Genomic DNA, 22,192 nt, shown 5'->3' with positions numbered 1-22,192 from the left:
GTTTCGCCCCAATTCTCCGCGACGTTGCAACCATGTCCGGTTTTCGCCTCGCATTTCTGACTGTTGTAGCTTCGTCGATCTTCGCTGTGCCGGCACTCGCCGCAGGCGAAAGCAGTTATGTCTATTGCGACAACGGGCTTCGCTGCTTCAAGGCGCCCTGCCCGTCGAACAGCGCGCTCGACCTTGCCACCGGCACGATCATCAAGGGAGTATCGATCGACACCAGCGGATTGCCGCAGGCCGACAAGGCGATAACGGATCAGTCCGACGTGCTTTACAGCGGAAAGATCATCGTCAGGGGTTCGATCGAGCACCGTACCCAAACCATCACCGGCAAGGACTACAGCCTGCCCTGGCTGGTCGCGACCCGCATCGTGCGCACCGCCAAGGACAGCGAACGCAAGCACTGTTCGTCGCACTGATCCGCCATCTGCGGTCGACTGCCGATCATCCGCCCAGCAGCCTTTCCACTTCAGCGGCAATCCGCAAAAGACGGCGATCATGGCCATTGCGCGCCACCAGCATCAGCCCCGCTGGTAGCGTCATGCCCGGCATGGGCAGCGAGATCGCGCAGAGGTCGAACTGGTTGGCAACCTGCGTGTTGCGCAGCAGCAGGCCCTCTATGTGATCGCGCAGCTCGGCATTCTCGGCCATCGATACGATACTCGGCGCCGTCACCGGCGTCGTCGGCAAGGCCAGCACATCGAACGATGTCAGCCGCTCGTCCATGGCGGCGACCAGCGCGGCGCGGCGGCGTAGGGCCCTGATGTAGACCGGCGTCGGTATGGCAGCTGCCCGCGACAAAGGTCCGCTGACATGCGGGTCGACCGGCACCGATGCTCCCGTCGCCAGCCAGTCGGCATGGATTTCGGCCCCTTCCATCGCAGCGATCGAGCCACGCTTCGTCGCCGCGCGCATCTCTCCAAGCAGATCGTCTATCGACATGTCAGCCAGGCGCGCATCTGCCTGTTCGATCTTGCCGAGACAATGCTCGAACGCCGCGGCCACCTCGCTTTCCGTGTCTCCAAAGAGAACGCCGCGCGGAATGCCGATGCGAAGGCCTGAAAGGGGGATCGGCGCCAGCTCGGCCGGCATATTGCCAGCCATCACGGCATCGGCGGCGGCGCACTGGACTACAGTTCGAGCGAGCGGCCCGATCGAGTCGAGAGTGGCGGACAGCGGGAAGGCGCCAGTCAGCGGCACGCGCCGCGCCGTCGGCTTGAAGCCGACGACACCGTTGAGCGACGCTGGTATGCGCACCGAGCCGCCGGTGTCGGAGCCGATCGATATTTCGCTCGTCGCCTCGCCGACGGAAACGCCGGCACCTGAGGACGAACCGCCGGGAATGCGGCTGGCATCGACGGCATTGCCTGGCGTGCCGTAGTGCATGTTGTCGCCGATCGCGGTGAAGGCGAATTCGGTCATGTTGGTCTTGCCGATGATCACAGCGCCGGCTTGCCGCAACCGGCTGACGGTGGCCGCGTCGCGCGAAGCGGGCATGGCGGTCTTGCGCATCAGCGAGCCGGCTGTGGTTGGTTCGCCGGCGACATCGAACAGATCCTTGACCGAGACGATGGTGCCGTCGAGCGGTCCGAACGTCACGCCGGCGCGGCGGCGGGCATCACTGGCATCGGCTGCCGCCCGCGCCACTTCGGCGTAGAGCTTGGTAAACACGCGTTCCTCACCGGCACGAGCGGCAAGGCGCGCCAGGATGATTTCCAGATGATCGCGGGCTGACTGCATTTTCGGTGTCGGACTCCGGACGCCTCGAACGTCCTTGGGCAAGCGCATGGAATGCCAAGACTTAACCCGGCGCAGGTGGTTTTGCACCCCTGCCGGAGGCAAGGAAGAAACGATGCTCTACAAAGGCAGCTGTCACTGCGGCAAGGTCGCCTTCGAATTCGAGGCGGAACTGACCGGGGCCGTACGGTGCAATTGTTCGATCTGCTCACGCAAGGGCGCGCTTCTGTGCGCCATTCCGCACGCGACCTTGGCCGTGCTGGCGTGGGGTGATGATTTGGGCACCTACACATTCGGCAAACATGCGATGGCGCACCGCTTCTGCCGCACCTGCGGCATCCACCCTTTCGCCGAGGATGTACGCGAAGGCGGGGAACGCAGTGCCTACATCAACCTCAACTGTGTCGCCGATCTCGATCCTTCGACCCTGTCGATCTTCGACTTCGACGGGCGCTCGGCCTGATACTGTTGCACAAGCCATCACAAAGACAGCGGCCCGAAGACCGTGACGGTTTTCGGGCCGCTCCCAAATCAGGGATTCGGCGACACTATTCCACGCGCTTCGGGCCGCGCAGGAACACCACGATGGCCGCCAGCAATGTCGCTGTGCCGCAATAGGCGAAGGCGCTGGCGACGCCGGCATGGTCGACCAGCAGGCCACCAAAGACGGCGCCCAATGCAATCGCCACCTGGAACGTTGCCACCATCAAGCCGCCGGCGCTTTCAGCCTGGTCGGGCGCGGCCCGCACCAGCCAGCTCTGCAGCCCGACCGGTACCGCGCCGAAGGCAAAGCCCCAGACCGCAACTGAAACCGCGGCAATGGTCGGCGAGGCGCCAAGAACCAGCATCGAGGCGGCGGCCAGTGCAATCAGCAGGGGTGCCAGCGCGACCGCTGCCTTGAGATTGCGCTCGGCCAGGATGCCGCCGGCGACATTGCCGAAGAAGCCGCCTATGCCGTAGGCCAGCAGCACCAGCGAAATCGTCTCGATGTCAAGCACGGGCACCTTTTCGAGGAACGGGCGCACATAGGTGAAACCGGCAAAGTGCCCCGAGGCGACCAGCAGCACGACCAGCAGCGCCACCCGGATCGACGGCCGTTCCAGCACCTCGAGCAAGGTGCGGAAGCTTGCCACACCCACGGGCGGCAGCTTCGGGATGGTCGCCACCTGCACCAGCAGCGCCAGCGCGCCGACGATGGTCGCGATCATGAAGGCGGTGCGCCATCCCCAGATATCACCGACATAGGCGCCGACGGGAGCCGCGGTGACGGTGGCGAGCGAAACCCCGGTCAGGATGATCGACATGGCGCGCGGCATCAGCCGCATCGGCACCAGCCGCAGCGCCATGGCAGCCGACATCGCCCAGAAGCCGCCCAGGGCGACGCCAAGCACGACGCGGGCAAGCAGAAGCATGGACAAGGATGAAGCAAAGGTGGCCAGGAGATTGGACAGGATCAGGAACATCGTCAGCATCCACATCACCAGCCTGCGGTCCATGCGCCTTGTGATGATTGCCATTGTCGGTGCGGCAATGGCGCCGACGATCGCGGTCGCTGTCACCGCTTGTCCCGCCACGCCTTCTGTGACGCCGAGATCGCGCGCCATCGGGGTCAGCAGGCTGGCGGGCAGGAATTCAGCGGTAACGAGGCCGAAAACCCCAAGCGCGAGCGAGACCACGGCACCCCATGCCGGTTCTGTTCGTTCCTCCTGGTCTGCAGGGTTCAGTAGGGCGGCGTCGACAGCGCCCGTTGCGGATTCGGCCATGGTCAGTCTCCGATGAAGTTGCAGCGCAGCATTTGGCTGCAGCGCAACATAGGGAGTGACGGGCTGGAGTTTCCATGTTAGAAACACCATTATGTTTGACCGTTCGTCCAAAATTCCGGTCACTGGCGACGCGCTGACCGACATATTGCGCGGCTTGCGTCTCGATGGCGTCGAGTATGGCCGCTGCGAAATGAAAGAGCCCTGGGGCATCCAGTTCCCGGCCCAGCCTGCGGCCCGGTTTCACTTCATCGGCCGCAAAGGCTGCTGGCTGAAGCAGCCATCCGGCGAGTGGGTGCAGCTCAATGCCGGCGATGCGGTATTGCTGCCGCGAGGCGCTGCTCATGTGTTGGCAAGCGAACCCGGCGCCCAGGCCTGGCCAATTCACAGCTACGGCCGCGAAGAGGTCTGCAAGGACGTCTATTGTACGTCGAACGCGGAGATGTGCGACAAGAATGGCCAGCCGGGCACGCTGCTGTTCTGCGCCAGCATGTATTTCAACCTCGATGGCCTGCATCCGCTGCTCGGGATGATGCCGGATGTGATGCGCACACACGAGCTCGAAGACTACGAACCGGGCATTCCGCACCTGCTGGATTCGATGGCGCGCGAAGTGACGATGGAGCGCGTCGGGTCCGGCGGCATCCTGGCGCGGCTGGCCGATGTGCTTGCCGCCACCGTCATCCGCTCATGGGTCGAGCGTGGCTGCGGCGACTCCTCCGGCTGGATCGCGGCGGTCAGGGACCGCGACATCGGCCGCGTGCTGGCCGCCATTCATCTCGAACCGGACCATGACTGGACGGTCGAGTCGCTGGCCCGGATGATGGGCGCCTCGCGCTCGGGCTTTGCCGAGCGCTTCGCCACCATCGTCGGCGAAACGCCGGCAAAATATGTCACCCAGGTCAGGATGCATCAGGCGCGGCAATGGCTGGTCCGCGACCGGATGAAGATATCGGTCGTTGCCGCCCGCCTCGGTTACGAATCGGACGCCGCCTTCAGCCGCGCCTTCAAGCGCGTCATCGGTTCGGCGCCCAGCCACCTGCGGGCCGAGGAACAGGCTGAGATACGGCAGGCCAGCTGATGCGCCGGCCGTGACGACTGGTGATTCCGGTTTGCCAAGTTGCCCCCACGCAATAGTTTGCCTGCTAATGGAGGGCCGGCGGCAAATCAGCCTATGGAGCATAGTCGATGCTAAATAATGTGAAAATCCTGACGCTCGCCGCCATGCTCGTGGTCTCCGGCCAGGCCTTCGCCCTCGAAGACAGCTATCTGCCGGCCGACAAGATCCCCTATGTCGCCGAAATTCCCGACCAGCCGCATCGCCTTGGCCCGCTGTGGGGCGAGCGGGCCAAGGGCCCGGCGGGCACGTTGCTGAAGGTCCCGGGCAACTGGCGTGCTCCTGTTCACGCGCACACCGCGGACTACCGGGCGGTGGTCATAAAGGGGCTGTGGGCGCATTGGCAGATGAACGGCGGCGAAGCAACCAAGGTCGAACTGCCTCCGGGATCCTACTGGACCCAGAAGGCCAACGAGATGCACGACGACGCCTGCCTCTCCGACACGGAATGCGTGATCTTGCTGATCAACGACACCCCTTACGAGACCTACATGGCAAAGTGATCGGGCGCTCTATCCGGCGTGCCGCAAGCTGACGCCACTGCCCTTGTCGAACAGCACGACCTTGTCCGGGTTCCAGGCAAAGCGCACCGGCTGCTCGATCGCGACATCGGTCCTTGCCGGCACCGTCGCACGCAGCGTCGTATCGCCGACCCTGAGCGTCAGGATCTTTTCGACGCCGTGATTCTCGACATCGTGGACGCGCGCCTCGACCGGCGCGCCGCTTTCTAGATAGACATCCTCCGGACGGATGCCGAAGACGAGCGGGCGACCGTCGGTCGCGCCGCTCGTCTTTGGTCCCCCCGAGCTATTGGCTCCCCCTGCATAAGGCAGTTCGAAATTCAGCGGTGCCATCACCGCGCGGCCGTTGACCAGTTTGCCGTCGATGAGGTTCATCGGCGGCGAGCCGACGAAGCTCGCCACATAGGTGTCGCGCGGGTTGTTGTAGATCTCGTGCGGCGTGCCAGTCTGGACGATGCGGCCATGGTTGAGCACGCCGACCTTGTCGCCCATCGACATCGCCTCGATCTGGTCGTGGGTGACGAACAGGAAAGTGGCGCCGAGCTGTATCTGCAGGTTCTTCAGTTCCGTGCGCAGCGCCTCGCGCAGCTTGGCATCGAGCGCCGACAGCGGCTCGTCCATCAGGAACACGCGCGGCTTGCGCACGATGGCGCGGCCGATGGAGACGCGCTGCATCTCGCCGCCCGACAGCCGGTCGGTCTTGCGGTCGAGCAGATGCTCGATCCTGAGCGTACGCGCGGCGCGGTCGACGCGATCCTTGATCTCGGCGTCGGGCAGCCGGCGGATCTTCGGCTTGAGCGGGAATTCGAGGTTTTCGCGCACCGTGTAGCGCGGATAGAGCGAGTATTGCTGCAGCACCAACGCCACGTCGCGCTCGGCCGCTCCCCACTCGGCGACGTCGACGCCGTCGATGAAGACCTGGCCTTCGCTTGGCTTTTCCAGGCCGGCGATCAGCCGCAGCGTCGTCGTCTTGCCGGCACCCGTCTCGCCCAGCAGGACGAAGAACTCGCCATCGGCGATGTCGAGATCGAGCCCGGCCAAGGCGGTGTGGTTGCCGAAGGTCTTGGAGATGTTCTTGAGCTGGATATGCGCCATCAGAGTCTCACATCAAGCGACTTGCCGCTTGCCTTGTCGAAGAAATGCGCCTGGGTCGGGTCGATCCTGGCGAACACCTTCTCGCCGGGTCCGGCGACGAAACCGCTCTTGGTGCGCGCGCGCAGCATCTTGGAACCGACCGTCAGGTCGACGATGTCGAAGGAGCCGAGCGGTTCCACGATCTGCGTTTCGACAGCCATGAAACCCTCGGCCGCGTCACGGCGGATGAGCACGCCTTCCGGCCGGATGCCGAGTGCCAGTCCACCCGCGGCATGGCCATTGAGCTTCGACAGGAGAGCTCGCGGAAACTCGAAGCCGGTGGCCGCGTCACCCACGGTCACCGATGCGGACGAGGCTTTTTCGGCCACCGCCGCGTCGGCGACATTCATCACTGGACTGCCGACGAATTGCGCCACGAACAGATTGGCCGGGCGCGAATAGACTTCGTCCGGCGAACCGACCTGCTGCAGCACGCCTTCATGCATGATGACGATGCGGTCGGCGAGGCTCATCGCCTCGATCTGGTCGTGCGTGACATAGATGGTGGTCGAGCCCTGCTTGATGTGCAGCCGCTTGATCTCGGCCCGCATCTCTTCGCGCAGCTTGGCGTCGAGCGCGCCGATCGGCTCGTCCATCAGCATGGCCTTCGGCCGCCGCACCAGCGCCCGGCCGATGGCCACGCGCTGCATGTCGCCGCCCGACAGCGCCGACGGCTTTTTGGCCAGCAGGTCCGTTATCTGCAGCGTCTTGGCGACTGAGCGCACCTCGCTGTCGATCTCCGCCTTGCTCTTGCGCGTGGCGCGCAGGGGAAAGGCGATGTTCTCGTAGACGCTCATATGCGGGTAGAGCGAAAACGACTGGAAGACCATGGCGATGTCGCGGTCGGCAGCCTTCAGATGCTGGATCGGTTTGCCATCGATAAGGATATCGCCTTCGTCGATCGTCTCCAGCCCGGCGATGGCGCGCAATGTCGTCGTCTTGCCGCAGCCCGACTGGCCGAGCAGAACGATGAACTCGTTGTCGGCGATCTGGAGGTTGAGGTCCTTGATGACCTGGACGGCACCGAAAAATTTCTGGACGCCGCGAAGCTCGATCTGGGTCAATGCTGTGCTCCCGGATTTCGCGCCTGCATGTCCCCGGAATGCCCGGTACCGGCCTTGTCTTCCGGTGCGATCTTCGAGGTGACGTTGAAGCCGATCAGCCCGATCAGGATGATGGTCAGGCCGTATGTGTGCAGCAGCATGTTCCACGGCTGGCAGAGCGCGACGATGCCGAGCACCATCAGCACCTGGCTGCCTGGCTCCAGATATTTCTGATTGATGGCGCGAAAGCTCATTTGCGGATCGCTCCGAAGGACATGCCACGCAGCAGGTGATTGCGCAGCAGGAAGGTGAAGATGGCGACCGGCAGCAGGAACAGGAAGGTACCGGCGGCGATCACCGTCCAGTCCGGCAGGCCGGAGCCGACCTGGCTGGGGATGAACGGCGGGGCCGTCTGCGCACGGCGATTGGTCATGATCAGCGCGAAGGCATATTCGTTCCACGCGGTGATGAAGCAGAACACGGCGGTGGCGGCGATGCCGGTGGCCGCCTCCGGCAGCACGATCTTGAAGAAGGCTTCCATGCGCGTGTAGCCGTCGACGAGTGCCGCCTCCTCATATTCTTTCGGTATCTCGTCCATGAAGCCCTTCATCAACCACACCGAGAAGGACAGGTTGAAGGCGGTGTAGAGGATGATCAGCCCGACATGGGTGTCGTTGAGGCCGACCGCTCGGTACATCAGGAACATCGGGATCGCCACCACCACCGGCGGCAGCATGCGCGTGGACAGGATGAAGAAGAGCAGATCCGCCTCCCCCTTCACCTTGAAGCGCGAGAAGCCGTAGGCGGTGAACGTGCCCATGCCGACCGCCAGCACCGTCGAGGTGATGGCGATGATCAGCGAGTTCAGGAAGCGGCTCGGATAGCCCGACCACTGCACCTGACCTTTACCGTCACGCACGATCTTCTCGCCGCCATCGAAAACGACGCGCTCCCACCACGGGGCGGCCGCGTACTCTTCGGGCGTCGGCGGGCTGCGCAATTGCGAGCGCTTGGTGAACAGCTTCACGAAAGGCGAAATTTCCGGCTGGAAGACGACCGTCGGCGGGATGGTGGTGGCCAGGTTGCGCGGCTTGAACGCCGTCGAGGCGATCCAGTAGATCGGGGCGAGGAAGATGATCGTCACCAACAGCACGGCGACGATGGCGACGCGATTGAAGCCGATCTCGGAAGAAGTGCGGACTGCGGCCATCTCAGCGCTCCTTCACCTTGTTGAGGTATTTGACATAGATGTTGGTAATGGCCAGCACCATGATCAGCACGATGTAGGCCATCGCGCAGGAACGCCCGGTCTGCCACTCCTGGAACGCCATCTTGTAGAGCCGGATCGAGATCAGCTCGGCCGTCGGCTGGCTGGTCAGGATGTAGGCGAGGTCGAAGGTCTTGAACGCCTCCATGGTGCGGAAGATGACCGCGATCATCAGGATCGGCGCGACCAGCGGCAGCGTGATGCGGAAGAAGGTGTAGAACGGTCCGGCGCGGTCGATCGCGGCGGCCTCGTAGAGATGTTTCGGCACCGCCGAGAGGCCTGCCAACGACAACAGCATGACGAAGGGCGACCACATCCAGATGTCGGTCAGCGCAACCGCATAGAGCGCCATCTTGGGATCGGCCAGCCACTCGAAATTGCCGAGCCCGAGCGCATAGTTGATGACGCCCCATGATGGATCGTAGAGAAGCTTCCAGAACAAGCCGACAACAGCCATCGACAGCATCATCGGCAGCAGCAGGAGCGTGGTGATAAGGCCCTTGAGCGGGATATCCCGGTTGAGCAGCATCGCCACGCCGAAGCCGACAAACAACTGGCCGGCGACCGAGATGATGACGTATTTGGCGGTGATGGCGAAATTGGACCAGACATAGGGGTCGTTGAGCAGGTCGCGATAGTTCTGCAGCCCGATGAAAGTCGCCGGCGCATTGGTCGACGCACGAAAGTCGGTGAAGGAATAACCAAGCGAATAGATCAGCGGAAAGATGTTGAAGACGATCAGGAACAGGACCGTCGGGATGATGAAGAGATTGCGGATGGAAGTGTCGCTCAGGCCGCGCGCGGCCGCTCTTGAAGACCTGTCCAGCGTGGTGATCATCGTGGTCGCCAAGACCCTGCTCCCGGTTGCGGAAAAAGAAACGGAGGGGGCTTCAAGCCCCCTCCGCGAGGCATGATCGTTACTGGCCGCGGCCGTACTTCTTGAAGGTCGCGTTCCAGTCGGCCGCCAAAGCGTCCAGCGTTTCCTTGGCGGTACCTTCCCCGCCGATCATGTAGGGATAGACGCGCTGGTTGAGCTGCTGCAGCAGTTCGGCATATTCCGGCACCGCCCAGAAATCCTTCACCTTGAACATGGTCTCGTAGAAGGCCTTGTTGTAGGGCGTGGCGTTCTGGAATTCCGGCGACTTGAGCACCGCCGCGCTGCAGGTATAGCCGCCAAGGGCCGCCCACTTCTTCTGGGTTTCGTCCTTGATGAACCATTCCAGGAACTTCGTCGCCTCTTCCTGCTTCTGCGAGTAGGAGACGATGGAGATGCCCTGCCCGCCGAGTGCGGCGAACTGGTCGCCGTTCGGGCCTGGAGGGTTGGCGAAGAAGCCGGTGTTCTTGGCATTCGGGTTCGACGCCTCGTTGATCAGCGAGGGGAAGAACGCGAAGAAGTTCATGCTCATCGCGGCCAGGTTTTCGGTGATGGCCTGGTTGTCCTCGACGAAGAACGACTTGGCCCAGCCCGGAGGCGTGAACTTGTAGAGTTCCTTGTAGGCATCGAGCGCCGCCACCGCCTTTTCGGAGTTGATGTGGCCGTCGACCTTGTAGGTCGAATAGTCGCCCAGATCACCGCCATAGGAAAACAGCGCGTTCTCGAAACCCATCGCCATCGCGTCGTAGGAATTGTCGGTGTAGATGGCGATGCCGTATCTCTTCTGATCCGGCCGGTAGAAGAATTCGGCGATGTCGCGCAACGCCTTGAAATCCTTCGGCACGTCGAGGTCATAACCATACTTGGCTTTGAAGGCCTCCTTTTCCTTGGGATCCTCGAACCAGTCCTTGCGATAGGACCAGCCGACGGCATCGCCTTCGAGCGGGATGGCCCAGTATTTGCCGCTGTTGCCGGGATATTCGGAGTAATATTTCACCGTCGCCGGCGCCATTACATTGCCGAGGTCATGCTTCTTGAAGAAATCGGTCAGGTCCACATAGTGGCCGCCGGTCGAGCCGGCGCCAAGCCACTGCGAGTCGCCGACGACCAGGTCGTAGGCGTCGCCATGGGCGTTGAACTCGGTGAAGGCCTTGGTCTGGAAGTCGGACCACGGGGTGGTTTCCACCGTGATCTTGACGCCCGTTTCCTTCTCGTACTCGTTGCCGAGTTCCTGCAAATAGTTGGCCGGATCCCATTCCGCCCAGAAGATGGTGAGCGACTTTTCCTGCGCGTAGACGGACGTTCCGCAGGCAAGCGTTAAGCCGATACCAGCAAGCACGCTGGTCACTAACTTGCGCATAATGATTTCCTCCCTTGTGCGCGTTCTACCTTGTCATCCGAGCCGGCGACGCAGCCGACCCTGGTAGTTCCTCCCGTAATCGCACCTTTCCGGTTTCGGCCTCCTCGCCCTGCCGGAAAAATGGATCGCAACCCTCACTTTCAATCCACTTTTCTGATCCAATCTGGTATTACCAATCCTGCGTCGACGTCAAGCCCTTTCTTGGGAGCCCGCGTTCCTCAGGGCCCCCGGATTCAGACATTATCTGCCTGTTTTCGCATGATTTTCCTACTCAGTGATATGCACAGGTGTTGCCTGGCACCTCGCGCTGGAGTTAATATCGATAGTCGGCATGCAAATCTGGTCGAACCAGATTGATGCTATTTCACGGCTGTCCTTGAACCGACACCGCCTCCTTCATCGATCGATTCCGCAACCGCCGCACGCACCAGCGCGCCAGCCGCCCATTGCGCGACCGCCATCGTTTTGCGGCTATCCAGCCCCCAGATGTCTTTCAGCACGATCAGCACCTCGACCCCGAAGATCAGCGACAGTGCCTGCGCCAGGCGTTTGAAGTCGCGCGGCGGCAAGCGGCCTTTGAGCGGCGCGATCGCCTCCTTCAAAAGATCGACGCGATGACCGCGCGTGAGGGCCGGCTCGCCGCCCAGCGTGCCGGCCTGGCGCCTCGCCCACTGGTCGAGCGACAGCTTCAGCGCCGCCTTGAACGTCGCCTCGAAGGCCTCGATACGCGGCATGGCGGTGGCGAACAGCTCGGCGACCCGGCGCCCGGCATCGGTGGAGGTCGATTGCCAGGTGAGGATCGGGCCGAGCCCCTCATTGACGACTGCCTGCACCAACGCCGCCTGGCTCGGGAAATAACGATAGGCGGTGGCACGGGAAACCTGCGCCGCTTCCGCGACCTCGCTGACCGAAGGCGTGACGCCCGCCTGCATCAGCCGCGTCGCCGTCTCCAGCATCAGCCGTTTCGTGCGCGCCCGGGGTCCGCGCTCGGCTCTCTCGCCGGCGTCGTCCTGCACGGCGGCTTGTTGACGTGAGACATCCATATCAATACGATACGCGCGTCTCAAAAATTTGCAATGACCTGGGAACGGCCCGTGAAGCGCATCTACGTCGTGGGCACCGCCGATACCAAGGGTGAGGAACTCGCCTTCCTGGCCGATGCGGTCGCCGCCACCGGCGCCGCTGTTTGCCGTGTCGATGTCGGAACGCGCAACGCAACCGTGCCTGTCGACATCACCGCCAAGGAAATTTCCGGCCATCACCCCGACGGCGTCAACGCCGTGCTCGGCGGAAGTGATCGCGGCGCCGCCGTCGCCGCGATGGGCGTCGCCTTCGCCCGCTTCATCCAATCGCGAAACGACATTGCCGCGATTATCGGTATCGGCGGCGGCGGCGGCACATCGATCATCACCTCGGGCATGCGCGCCCTGCCGCTCGGCCTGCCCAAGATCATGGTCTCGACGCTCGCATCGGGCGACACCGCGCCCTATGTCGATGTCTCCGACATCATCATGATGCCTGCGGTGACCGACATGGCGGGGTTGAACCGGCTCTCCCGCGTCGTCCTGCACAATGCCGCCCAGGCGATCTCCGGCATGGCGGCGAGGCCTGCGCCGCCGCCCGACGGCAAGGCTTCGATCGGTCTCACCATGTTCGGCGTCACCACGCCGTGCGTGACCGCCATCGCCGACCAGCTCCGCTCCCGATACGATTGCATGGTTTTTCACGCCACCGGCACCGGCGGCCGCAGCATGGAGAAGCTCGCCGACAGCGGCTTGCTGTCCGGCGTCATCGACGTCACCTCCACCGAAGTCTGTGACCTTCTGCTCGGCGGCGTGCTGCCGGCGACGCAGGATCGTTTCGGAGCGATCATGCGCACCCGCCTGCCCTATGTCGGTTCGGTCGGCGCGCTCGACATGGTCAATTTCTGGGCGCCTTCGACCGTTCCGGAACGATATCGCGGCCGGCTGTTCTACGAGCACAATCCGAACGTCACGCTGATGCGCACCACGGCTGACGAGTGCCGCCAGATCGGCGAATGGATCGGCGCCAGGCTCGCCCGCTGCGAAGGGCCGGTGCATTTCCTGATCCCTGAAAAGGGTGTCTCGGCGCTCGACATCAAGGGTGGCGCCTTTTTCCATCCGGAGGCCGATGCCGTCCTGTTCGAAGCCATCGAGCGCACCATCCAGCCAAACGACACGCGCCGCGTCACCCGCCTGCCGCTGCACATCAACGACCCCGAATTCGCCCGGGCGGCAACCGCTGCCTTCCTCGACATCGCCAGACACTGAGGTCCAAGAACATGCCCGCAATCCCTCGCAAGGACATATTGAAGAAGTTCCGGGGAATGATCGACAAGGGCGTGCCGATCGTCGGCGGCGGCGCCGGCACCGGCCTGTCAGCCAAGGCCGAGGAGGCTGGCGGCATCGACCTCATCATCATCTACAATTCAGGCCGTTACCGCATGGCCGGGCGCGGCTCGGCCGCCGGCCTGCTCGCCTATGGCAACGCCAACGAGATCGTCAAGGAAATGGCGTACGAAGTGCTGCCGGTGGTGAAGAAGACACCGGTTCTGGCCGGCGTCAACGGCACCGATCCTTTTGTCATCATGCCCCTGCTTCTGGCCGAGCTGAAGACCATGGGCTTTTCCGGCGTGCAGAACTTTCCGACCATCGGCCTGTTCGACGGCTCCATGCGGCAGAGTTTCGAGGAAACCGGCATGGGCTTTGGGCTCGAGGTCGACATGATCGCCGAGGCGCACAAGCTTGACCTCTTGACCACACCCTATGTCTTCAACCCCGACGAGGCCCGCGCCATGACCAAGGCCGGTGCCGACATCGTCGTTGCCCATATGGGCGTGACGACGGGCGGCTCGATCGGCGCCACCTCGGCGAAATCGCTCGACGACTGCGTGGTCCAGATCGACGCCATCGCCGAAGCCGCCCGCTCGGTGCGCAAGGACGTCATCCTGCTTTGCCATGGCGGCCCGATCTCGATGCCCGACGACGCGCGCTACATTCTCTCACGAGCCAAGGGCCTGCATGGCTTCTATGGCGCAAGCTCGATGGAACGGCTGCCGGCCGAAGCGGCGATCGCCAGGCAGACTGCCGATTTCAAGGCGCTCGGCAGCGAGAAAGCCGCGAAGAAAAAGAAGGGTGATGAGAGATGATCGACAAGAGCAAGGTGTTTGTCTACCCGAAGGACGTCAGCGCCTTCGGCTTCGACTGGGGAAAACTATCGCTGACGGTGGCTCCGGAAGTGAACGGCGCTGTCCGTTTTTCCGGCGGCGTGGTCGACCTGCCCTCCGGCAAGGGCCACGCCCGCCACAACCATCCCGGCGCCGAAGAGATAATCTTCGTCATTTCGGGCCATGGCGAGCAGATGGTCGAGGACGAGAAGGGCAATCCGGCGGTCGAGAAGGTCGGCCCCGGCTGCACCATCTATGTGCCGGAAAGCCGGTTTCATTCGACATTGAACACAGGCGACGGGCCGATGCAGCTCTTCGTCGTCTATTCGCCGGCCGGGCCGGAATTGGGCTTGCGGGAACTGCCGGATTTCAGGCTGATTCCGGCGGGCCAGTGAAGAACTTATTATAGGGTGGCGCCGCCCCTCATCCGCCTGCCGGCACCTTCTCCCCGTAGAACGGGGAGAAGGGAGCAGCTCCGGCGATGGCGAAATCGTTGGTGACAGCGCCTTTCTCCCCGTCACTATACGGGGAGAAATGTCCGGCAGGACAATGAGGGGCGGCGCCGGCCTTGGGTTCTATGAAATCCCACCCCGGTTCCACCCCCTGCCCCGATCACCGAACATCACATAGCCGCTCTCGGTCACCGCCAGTGTATCCTCAAGCTTGATGAAGCCACGCGTCGGGTGGAGCATCGTCGTCTCGACCGACAGCACCATGTTCTTCTCCAGCGGCTTGGCCGCATAGGTGCCTTCATAGGTCACCGGATGGTTGGTCATCAGGAACGGCGCCTCATGCGTGATCAGGCCCATGCCGTGGGCGAAGAAATCCGTGTAGGGCGCCACCTTGGATGTCTTCAGCACGCCCTCGGCGTGGGAAATCATGTCGCCGCCGAGTGTGCCCGCTTTGACCTTCGAGAAGGCAGCCTGCTGCACCGTCTCGACCTCGGCCAGCAGATCCTCCAGCTCGGTATCCGGCTCGCCCAGGATGCCCATCCGGCAGAGGTCGCCGATATAGCCGTGGTAATTGCCGCCGGAATCGATCGACAGCACCTCGCCCTTCTTCCAAGCCTGCGGCGAGGCGGCGCGGTTGTGGCTGGGGCCCAGCGTCAGCAGGCAATATTCGAAATGGATCCCGCGATTGGTTTCCTCGCGCCGCAGCTGCTCGATCATCTCGGCCTTGGTCGTGCCTTCGCGCGCCCATTGGATGGTTGCCAGCATGGAATCGGTGATCAGTTCGGAAGCCGTGCGCAGCTTCTCCAGCTCGGCATCGGTCTTGATCGCACGCATGCGCTCCAGCATGTCGGTCGCATCGATCAGCTTGGCCTCCGGCAGCGCCTTGCGGATCAGCGTGTAGGCGTCCGAGGGCAGGAAACCCGGCTCGATGCCGATGCGCGCGCCCGCCTTGCCGATCTTCTGCAGATGTTCGACGGCGAGGTTCGCGGCATCGAGCGTGCCCCAGCAGGCGGCATGCAGCGTCGGTGTCCAGAACGGGTTGTTCTGGTGCTCGCCGCCTTCCATGCGGTTGCCGATATAGGCGGCGTGATCGGGTCCGCCCTTCTCGTAAACGACTATGGGCAGATAGCGGCTATGGCCGATCGCATCCATGGCGGCGAAGAAGATGAATTTGTAGCCGCCAAGCAGATATTGCGTGTTGTGCTTGGAGGTCGCGAGCAGCACATCGATGCCGGCCTCCTCCATCAGCCGATCGACCCTAGCCTGGTCGAACGGGATCTTGCTGACGGCACTCTTGCCCGGGGCAATGTTCATCTCTCTCTCCCTTGGATTGCCTGGGATCACAGGCCGCTCCGCGCCCGATCCGCTGGCTGTCGATCAAATCTGCACCATTTTTCCCACACTGGTCCAGCCAGAATGCGCGAAGAGCGCGACTGCGCCGTCACCAAGTCGTCATTGGCCGTATATCCATCAAATCTGGTCTTACCAGATAGTTGGAATTGAGCCTTTTCCCGCAAACTGGTCCAGCGGACGAAAATTTCAAAGCCAAGCAAGGATGCGCCAATTCCGTCTCTGGCGAAACCCTTGGCAAGGCTCATAATCGCCGCCGCAAGGATGCCGGCGGGCTCGCAGGCGTTCGAGGGGTATGGCGCGCCGTGTGGGGTCGCGGAGAGGACGGAGTTCGATCATGTCAGGTTTCACGATTTCCAGACGCAGAATGCTTGCCGGCTCGGCGATACTGCTCGCCTCCACCGCCATGCCGACACTTGGCTGGGCGCAGACACCGAAGAAGGGGGGCCGGCTGGTGCTCGCCGCCGATTCCGAGCCGCGCAACCTCAACCCGGCGATCGTCGCCTCAAACGGCGTCTTCTTCATCTCCAGCAAGATCGTCGAAACGCTGGCCGAAGCCTCCTTCGACGGCAAGGACGGGCTTGCGCCACGCCTGGCTCTGAGCTGGGAAGGCGCCGCCGATGGGCTTTCGGTGACGTTCAAGCTGCGCGAAGGCGTCAAATGGCATGACGGCAAGCCGTTCACGTCGGCCGACGTCGCCTTCTCGGCGCTGCAGATCTGGAAGCCGCTGCAAAATCTCGGCCGCACCGTGTTCAAGGACCTGGCCGCCGTCGACACGCCCGACGATCTCACCGCCGTGTTCAAATTCGCCAAGCCGACGCCGTTCCAGCTGATCCGCAACGCGCTGCCGGCGCTGAGCAGCGTCGTGCCGAAGCATGTCTACGAGGTCGGCAAGATCGAGGACAACCCGGCCAACAACGCGCCCATCGGCACTGGGCCGTTCAAGTTCGGCGAGTACAAGGCCGGCCAGTATTACCGGCTGATCAAAAACACGGATTACTGGGGCAAGGACGAGCCCTACCTCGACGAGATCATCTACCAGGTGCTGCCCGACCGCACGTCGGCGGCAAGCGCGCTGGAAGCCGAGGAAATCCAGCTTGCCGCCTTCTCGGCCGTGCCGCTGGCCGACCTCGACCGCATCTCCAAGGTGCCGGGCCTGAAGGTGATCACCAAGGGTTATGAAGGACTGACCTATCAGCTCGTCGTCGAAATCAACCATCGCCGCAAGGAACTGGCCGATGTGAAAGTGCGCCAGGCGATCGCGCACGCCATCGACAAGGATTTCGTCGTCAAGACGGTGTTCCTTGGCTATGCCGCGACCGCCACCGGCCCGGTGCCGAAGAACGACCCGCAGTTCTACACCGCCGACGTGCCGACCTATGCCTTCGACGTCGCCAAGGCCAACGCCTTGCTCGACGAGGCCGGCTACAAGAAAGGCCCGGACGGCAAGCGCTTTTCGCTCAAGCTCCTGCCCGCGCCATATTTCAACGAGACCAAGCAGTTCGGCGACTATTTGCGCCAGGCACTCGCCGCCATCGGCATCGACGCGGAGCTCGTCAACAACGACTCCGCCGCGCACATCAAGGCCGTCTACACCGACCACGCCTTCGACCTTGCGGTGGGTCCGCCGGTGTTCCGCGGCGATCCCGCGATCTCGACAACCATCCTGGTGCAGAGCGGCATTCCCGACGGCGTGCCGTTCTCCAACCAGGGCGGCTACAAGAACGACGCGCTCGATGCGCTCATCGCCAAGGCGTCCGAGACGCTCGACACCACGGCCCGCACCGACCTCTACAAGGAGTTCCAGAAGGAGGTGGCCGCCGACCTGCCGCTGATCAACGTCGCCGAATGGAGTTTTATCAGCGTCGCGCGCGATACGGTTGGCAACATCGCCAACAACCCGCGCTGGGCGGTGTCGAACTGGGCGGACACGTATTTGGAATCGTGACACATTTGCGCGGATGAGAATTCGCGAGAAAAGGGGAATTTGGCCGAAGGCCGAGTTCCTTCGCACCCCCCTCTGTCCTGCCGGACATCTCCCCCGCAAGGGGGGAGATCAGCTATTTGTCCGCTCCGCCAATTATGCGGCGTCGAAAGTTGGCGAAGCCGTCGGTGACATCCAATCTCCCCCCCTGCGGGGGAGATGTCCGGCAGGACAGAGGGGGGTGCCTGGGCTCGGCATTTCTTATAGGCGGACATACGCCAACACTCGGAGGGGCCTATGACCCGCGCCCTCATCCTCATCCGCCGTCGCCTCGTCGGCAGCATCTTCGTGCTGCTGGTCGTCGTCATCGGCACATTCCTTTTGCTCGAGGCGGCCCCTGGCGATGCCGTCGACGCCTATATCGTCTCGACCGGCGGCGACGCCGGCATGATCGAATTGCTGCGTCATCGCTGGGGTCTCGACCAGTCGGAGCTGACGCGGCTGGCCAACTATCTCTGGGCGTTGCTGCATCTCGACCTCGGCCAGTCGGTGACCTTCTCCCGGCCGATCCGCGACGTCATCCTCGAACGCCTGCCCAACACGCTGCTGCTGATGGTCAGCGCCACCGCGCTCTCCTTCGGGCTCGGCTCGGCGCTCGGCATCTATGCGGGCGCGAGGCCAGGGAGTTTGCGCGACCGCTTCCTGTCGATCGGCTCGCTGGCGCTTTATGCCGTGCCCGGTTTCTGGCTCGGCCTGGTGCTGATCGTCGTCTTTGCCGTCGACCTGCGCTGGCTGCCGATCGGCGGCATCGAAACCCTGGCCTCGGACAAGACCGGCCTCGACCGCGCCGCCGACATCGCCATCCATCTCGTCCTGCCGGTTTCCGCTCTCGGCTTCATCTATCTCGCGCTCTATCTGCGCATGATGCGTGCCGGCATGGCCGAGGTCTGGCGGCAGGATTTTGTGCTGGCCGCCCGCGCCAGGGGGCTTTCGCGCCGCCGCATCGTGCTCGCCCACATTGCCCGCAACGCGCTGCTGCCGCTGGTCACCATGCTCGGCTTGCAGTCGGCGCAGATGCTCGGCGGCAGTGTCGTCATCGAAAGCGTTTTCTCCCTGCCCGGCCTCGGCCGGCTGGCGCAGGAAGCGGTGGCCGCGCGCGACACACCTTTGCTGCTCGGCATCATCTTGGTCAGCGCCGTGCTGGTCATCGTTATCAACCTCCTGGTCGACATCGCCTATGTCTTCCTCGATCCGCGCGTCGGCGCCAGCGAGGCCGGCGCGTGAACCCGCTTCGCCGCTTTCTGCGGAGGCCTGAGGCCGTCGCCGGCGCCATCCTTCTGGCGGCATTGATCGCCATGGCGCTGTCGGCACCGCTGCTGTTCTCCGGTGATCCGCAAGCCATTGCCGGGCCGTCGCTGCTGCCGCCGTTCCAGGACTGGTCGCTGCCGCTCGGCACCGACCGGCTCGGCCGCGACGTGCTGGCCGAGCTGTTCCACGGCGCCCGCACCTCGCTCGCCGTCGGGCTTGCGGCGGCGGCGGCGGCACTGGCCATCGGCGCAGCGGTCGGCACGCTGGCCGGCTTTGCCGGCGGCCTTATCGACGAGCTGCTGATGCGCGTCACTGATGCCTTCCAGACCGTGCCGGGCTTCCTGCTGGCTCTGGCCTTCGTCAGTGTCGTCGGGCCATCATTGGGCGTCGTCGTGATCGCCATCGCGCTCGGCACCTGGACCGGGCCTGCCCGTATCGCCCGCGCGGAAGTTCTCTCCATTCGCGAGCGCGACTATGTCGCCAGCGCCCGCGCCGTCGGCATGCATCCGCTCGAAATCGCCTTTCGCGAAGTGCTGCCCAATGCGCTGCCGCCGGTGCTGGCGATGTCATCGGTGATCGTCGCCGCCGCCATCCTCACCGAGGCAGCCTTGTCGTTTCTCGGCCTCGGCGACCCCAATCGGGTCACCTGGGGCGGCATGATCGCCGAAGGCCGCACTGTTTTGCGCACCGCGCCCTTCCTGTCGATCGTCCCTGGCATAGCACTGGTGCTGACGGTGCTCGGCGTCTATCTCGCCGGCGAAGGCATCGTCGAGACGACGGCAATCAGGAGTGGCCTGTCGTGACCGCACTCGCAGCGATCCGCGACTTGACGGTCACCTACCGCCGTGACGGCGGCGAGGTCGCGGCGTTGAAGCACGTCAGCTTCGATATCGTCGCTGGCGAGCGCCTGGCCATCATCGGCGAAAGCGGATCCGGCAAGAGCACGCTGGCGCTGGCTATTGCGGGGTTGTTGCCGGGGTCTGCCGCTGTTGAAGGCCGCATCGACTGGTCCTTGCCAACCTTCGGCGCCAAGGCACCCCCCTCTGTCCTGCCGGACATCTCCCCCGCAAGGGGGGAGATTGTGCATTCATCTCCGCTTTCGCCAGTCACCAACGTTGCCAAAAGTGGGCCGTCGAAGACGCTGCCGATCTCCCCCCTTGCGGGGGAGATGTCCGGCAGGACAGAGGGGGGTGTGACGGAACGCCAACCTTTCGAATCCGAGCTCAGCAGAATCCCTCTCGGCGGCCGCGATATCGGCTTCGTCTTCCAGGACCCATCCGCCAGCCTCGACCCCGTTATGCCAATCGGCAAACAAATCGCCGAAGTCGCCCGCACCCATCTCGGCCTCACCTGGCCACAGGCATACACGCAAGCAAAAACCCTGCTCGAACGCGTCCGGCTGCCCGATCCTGACTCGGCCCTGCGAGCCTTCCCGCACCAGCTCTCCGGCGGCCAGAAGCAGCGCGTTGCAATTGCCGCCGCCATCGCCGCCGGGCCGAAATTGCTGATCGCCGACGAGGCGACCAGCGCGCTCGACACCATCGTGCAGGCCGACATCGTTGCCTTGATCCGGCGGCTGGTGGCCGAGGACGGCATGACGCTGCTGTTCATCAGCCATGACATCGCGCTTGCCGCGGAGCTTGCCGAGCGCATCGCCGTGTTCCGCCATGGCCAGTTGGTCGAACTTGGCACGACGCCGAGGATTATCGACGCCCCGGCCCAGGCCTACACGAGCGCGCTGCTTGATGCCCATATCGGCCTCGATGCCGAACCGTTGTCGAACCGGAGCGGGCGCCACGCATGAGCCTGCTCTCGGTGTCCAGCCTCACCAAACGCTACCGTCGCGGCGGCAAGACCGTTGCCGCCGTGGACGATGTCTCTTTTCACATCGAGCCGGGCGAAACGCTGGCGCTCGCCGGCCCCTCCGGCAGCGGCAAGTCGACAATCGCGCGGCTCGTACTGCGATTGACCGACCCGGATGCCGGCCGCATCGAATTCGAAGGCAATGATTTCCTGGCCTTGGGTGGCGCCGCGTTGCGAGCGCATCGCGCGCGCCTGCAAATGGTGTTCCAGGACCCGCTGGCCGCCTTCAATCCGCGGGCCACGGTGGCGCGTGTGCTCGACGATCCGTTGCGCATCCATCGCATTGCCTCGCGCGCTGAGCGCCCGCGGCGCATCGCCGCCTTGCTCGAACGCGTAGGGCTGGCGGCGGATCTTGCCGCGCGCGCCATCCACGAAATTTCCGGAGGCCAGCGCCAGCGCGTCGCCATCGCGCGCGCCATCGCCACGAAACCGTCGCTGATCGTGCTCGACGAAGCGGTGTCGGCGCTCGACGTCTCCGTGCGCGGGCAGATCCTTGATCTTTTGCTCGACCTGCAAAGGCAGGAACGGATCGCCTATCTCTTCATTTCACATGATCTCGGCGTGGTCCGCGCGATCGCTCAGCGCGTCATCCTCCTCGACGCTGGGCGAATTGCCGAGAGCGGCGACGCCCGTGCCGTCATCGACGCACCGCAATCGGCCATCGGCAAGGCCCTGGTGGCCGCCGCGCCAAAACTCAAGAGAACCGCACAGGACGTATCATGACCGACCCCGTAGCCAGAGCCGAGAAACTGTCGCGCGAACTCGATTCCGCCTTCCGCAACCGCGCCGATCTCTACCGTCTGTTCCTTGACGAACTGACCGGAGAGCTCGGTGCCGAAAAGGCCGAGGCGGTCATGATCCGAACCATCGAGCAGCGCGGCAAGGAAGTGGCTGCAGCCGCCTTCGCCAGCTTCGGCGCCAACGACGCGCGCGCCATCGGCGAGGCCTTCCTGGCGGTCAGCCCGGATGGCGGCCTGATGTACCCGACCGATGTCGAGCGCGGCGATGACCGCATCGCCTTCAAGGTGAAGCGCTGCCCGCTCAAGGACGCCTGGGTCGAGGCCGGAGTCGGTGACGAAAAGCTCGCCACGCTCTGCCGCATCGCCGGCGCCTTCGACCGCGGCCTGTTCGAGGCGACGGGCGTGCGTTTCGACAATGTCACCTGGACGCCGGGCCACGGCCCAGGCTGCTGCCACATCGCGCTGACCAATCGCGATGCCGGCTAGAGCAATTCCAGGAAAAGTGTGACATTGTTTTCCCGGGAAAAGCGCGTAGCGCTTTCCGTTCGGAAT

General features: G+C 63.8%; 24 protein-coding genes. 13 read left to right on the top strand and 11 right to left on the bottom strand.

The genetic code is table 11. The features are described 5' to 3' along the window. Positions 1–32: 32 nt before the first annotated feature. Positions 33–422 carry a hypothetical protein gene (locus MESOP_RS08475; protein WP_013892913.1) on the top strand — a complete coding sequence of 130 codons (390 nt, stop codon included), beginning with the start codon at positions 33–35 and terminating at the stop codon, positions 420–422. A 25-nt stretch (positions 423–447) separates the two neighbouring features. On the opposite strand, the gene MESOP_RS08470 is transcribed toward MESOP_RS08475, so the two are convergent. Next, the gene (locus tag MESOP_RS08470) at positions 448–1,743 is read right to left on the bottom strand and encodes an amidase (protein WP_013892912.1); all 1,296 of its coding nucleotides are present in this window, start codon (positions 1,741–1,743) and stop codon (positions 448–450) included. A gap of 112 nt (positions 1,744–1,855) precedes the next feature. On the opposite strand from MESOP_RS08470, the gene MESOP_RS08465 reads away from it, so the two are divergent. After that, positions 1,856–2,203: a GFA family protein gene (locus tag MESOP_RS08465; RefSeq protein ID WP_013892911.1), complete on the top strand. Its 348-nt coding sequence runs from the start codon at positions 1,856–1,858 to the stop codon at positions 2,201–2,203. Between the two features lie 85 nt (positions 2,204–2,288). Here the strand turns inward: MESOP_RS08465 and MESOP_RS08460 are convergent, their stop codons facing one another. After that, on the bottom strand, positions 2,289–3,503 hold the full coding sequence (locus MESOP_RS08460; RefSeq protein WP_013892910.1) for an MFS transporter: 1,215 nt from the start codon (positions 3,501–3,503) through the stop codon (positions 2,289–2,291). Between the two features lie 91 nt (positions 3,504–3,594). Between MESOP_RS08460 and MESOP_RS08455 the strand changes: the two genes are divergently transcribed. After that, positions 3,595–4,581: an AraC family transcriptional regulator gene (locus MESOP_RS08455; RefSeq protein WP_013892909.1), complete on the top strand. Its 987-nt coding sequence runs from the start codon at positions 3,595–3,597 to the stop codon at positions 4,579–4,581. Positions 4,582–4,688: 107 nt separating this feature from the next. After that, positions 4,689–5,120: a DUF4437 domain-containing protein gene (locus MESOP_RS08450; RefSeq protein ID WP_013892908.1), complete on the top strand. Its 432-nt coding sequence runs from the start codon at positions 4,689–4,691 to the stop codon at positions 5,118–5,120. 9 nt (positions 5,121–5,129) lie between these two features. Here the strand turns inward: MESOP_RS08450 and MESOP_RS08445 are convergent, their stop codons facing one another. The 7 genes from MESOP_RS08445 to MESOP_RS08415 form a co-directional block, all read right to left on the bottom strand. After that, complete coding sequence (locus tag MESOP_RS08445) at positions 5,130–6,233, bottom strand: ABC transporter ATP-binding protein (protein WP_013892907.1); 1,104 nt, start codon at positions 6,231–6,233, stop codon at positions 5,130–5,132. Beyond that, the gene (locus MESOP_RS08440) at positions 6,233–7,336 is read right to left on the bottom strand and encodes an ABC transporter ATP-binding protein (RefSeq protein ID WP_013892906.1); all 1,104 of its coding nucleotides are present in this window, start codon (positions 7,334–7,336) and stop codon (positions 6,233–6,235) included. Before MESOP_RS08440 ends, MESOP_RS08445 begins: the two co-directional genes overlap by 1 nt. Beyond that, entirely contained in the window at positions 7,333–7,569 is a 237-nt protein-coding gene (locus MESOP_RS08435) for a hypothetical protein (RefSeq protein WP_013892905.1), read from the bottom strand. Before MESOP_RS08435 ends, MESOP_RS08440 begins: the two co-directional genes overlap by 4 nt. After that, the gene (locus tag MESOP_RS08430; RefSeq protein WP_013892904.1) at positions 7,566–8,525 is read right to left on the bottom strand and encodes a carbohydrate ABC transporter permease; all 960 of its coding nucleotides are present in this window, start codon (positions 8,523–8,525) and stop codon (positions 7,566–7,568) included. The genes MESOP_RS08435 and MESOP_RS08430 overlap by 4 nt, the downstream gene beginning before the upstream one ends. 1 nt (position 8,526) lies before the next feature. Next, a complete protein-coding gene (locus tag MESOP_RS08425; protein WP_013892903.1) occupies positions 8,527–9,432 on the bottom strand; it encodes a carbohydrate ABC transporter permease in 906 nt (301 codons plus the stop codon). Between the two features lie 67 nt (positions 9,433–9,499). Next, complete coding sequence (locus tag MESOP_RS08420) at positions 9,500–10,816, bottom strand: ABC transporter substrate-binding protein (protein WP_013892902.1); 1,317 nt, start codon at positions 10,814–10,816, stop codon at positions 9,500–9,502. A gap of 359 nt (positions 10,817–11,175) precedes the next feature. Further along, the gene (locus tag MESOP_RS08415; RefSeq protein WP_013892901.1) at positions 11,176–11,859 is read right to left on the bottom strand and encodes a TetR/AcrR family transcriptional regulator; all 684 of its coding nucleotides are present in this window, start codon (positions 11,857–11,859) and stop codon (positions 11,176–11,178) included. Positions 11,860–11,910: 51 nt separating this feature from the next. Between MESOP_RS08415 and MESOP_RS08410 the strand changes: the two genes are divergently transcribed. From MESOP_RS08410 to MESOP_RS08400, 3 genes are read left to right on the top strand one after another with little or no spacing between them, the layout of a single operon-like run. Beyond that, positions 11,911–13,107, top strand: a complete 1,197-nt coding sequence (locus tag MESOP_RS08410) for a Tm-1-like ATP-binding domain-containing protein (RefSeq protein WP_041164576.1) — start codon at positions 11,911–11,913, stop codon at positions 13,105–13,107. Between the two features lie 11 nt (positions 13,108–13,118). Further along, positions 13,119–13,985 carry a phosphoenolpyruvate hydrolase family protein gene (locus tag MESOP_RS08405; protein WP_013892899.1) on the top strand — a complete coding sequence of 289 codons (867 nt, stop codon included), beginning with the start codon at positions 13,119–13,121 and terminating at the stop codon, positions 13,983–13,985. Next, on the top strand, positions 13,982–14,398 hold the full coding sequence (locus MESOP_RS08400; RefSeq protein ID WP_013892898.1) for a cupin domain-containing protein: 417 nt from the start codon (positions 13,982–13,984) through the stop codon (positions 14,396–14,398). The genes MESOP_RS08405 and MESOP_RS08400 overlap by 4 nt, the downstream gene beginning before the upstream one ends. A gap of 180 nt (positions 14,399–14,578) precedes the next feature. On the opposite strand, the gene MESOP_RS08395 is transcribed toward MESOP_RS08400, so the two are convergent. Then, complete coding sequence (locus MESOP_RS08395; RefSeq protein ID WP_013892897.1) at positions 14,579–15,769, bottom strand: M24 family metallopeptidase; 1,191 nt, start codon at positions 15,767–15,769, stop codon at positions 14,579–14,581. Between the two features lie 26 nt (positions 15,770–15,795). Then, entirely contained in the window at positions 15,796–16,053 is a 258-nt protein-coding gene (locus MESOP_RS34935) for a hypothetical protein (protein WP_150111179.1), read from the bottom strand. An 89-nt stretch (positions 16,054–16,142) separates the two neighbouring features. Between MESOP_RS34935 and MESOP_RS08390 the strand changes: the two genes are divergently transcribed. The 6 genes from MESOP_RS08390 to MESOP_RS08365 all read left to right on the top strand — a co-directional run bounded on the left by MESOP_RS08390 (position 16,143) and on the right by MESOP_RS08365 (position 22,126). Further along, positions 16,143–17,753 (top strand): ABC transporter substrate-binding protein, encoded by a 1,611-nt coding sequence (locus tag MESOP_RS08390; protein ID WP_013892896.1) that lies wholly within the window; start codon positions 16,143–16,145, stop codon positions 17,751–17,753. A gap of 273 nt (positions 17,754–18,026) precedes the next feature. Next, complete coding sequence (locus MESOP_RS08385; RefSeq protein ID WP_013892895.1) at positions 18,027–19,013, top strand: ABC transporter permease; 987 nt, start codon at positions 18,027–18,029, stop codon at positions 19,011–19,013. After that, complete coding sequence (locus MESOP_RS08380) at positions 19,010–19,840, top strand: ABC transporter permease (RefSeq protein ID WP_013892894.1); 831 nt, start codon at positions 19,010–19,012, stop codon at positions 19,838–19,840. The genes MESOP_RS08385 and MESOP_RS08380 overlap by 4 nt, the downstream gene beginning before the upstream one ends. Beyond that, complete coding sequence (locus MESOP_RS08375) at positions 19,837–20,841, top strand: ABC transporter ATP-binding protein (RefSeq protein ID WP_013892893.1); 1,005 nt, start codon at positions 19,837–19,839, stop codon at positions 20,839–20,841. Before MESOP_RS08380 ends, MESOP_RS08375 begins: the two co-directional genes overlap by 4 nt. Then, the gene (locus tag MESOP_RS08370; protein WP_013892892.1) at positions 20,838–21,623 is read left to right on the top strand and encodes an ATP-binding cassette domain-containing protein; all 786 of its coding nucleotides are present in this window, start codon (positions 20,838–20,840) and stop codon (positions 21,621–21,623) included. The genes MESOP_RS08375 and MESOP_RS08370 overlap by 4 nt, the downstream gene beginning before the upstream one ends. Further along, complete coding sequence (locus MESOP_RS08365; RefSeq protein WP_013892891.1) at positions 21,620–22,126, top strand: L-2-amino-thiazoline-4-carboxylic acid hydrolase; 507 nt, start codon at positions 21,620–21,622, stop codon at positions 22,124–22,126. Before MESOP_RS08370 ends, MESOP_RS08365 begins: the two co-directional genes overlap by 4 nt. Positions 22,127–22,192 lie beyond the last annotated feature (66 nt).

The organism is Mesorhizobium opportunistum WSM2075 (genome assembly GCF_000176035.2).
Taxonomy (GTDB): Bacteria; Pseudomonadota; Alphaproteobacteria; order Rhizobiales; family Rhizobiaceae; genus Mesorhizobium; species Mesorhizobium opportunistum.
This window is presented reverse-complemented; position numbering and strand designations above follow the sequence as displayed.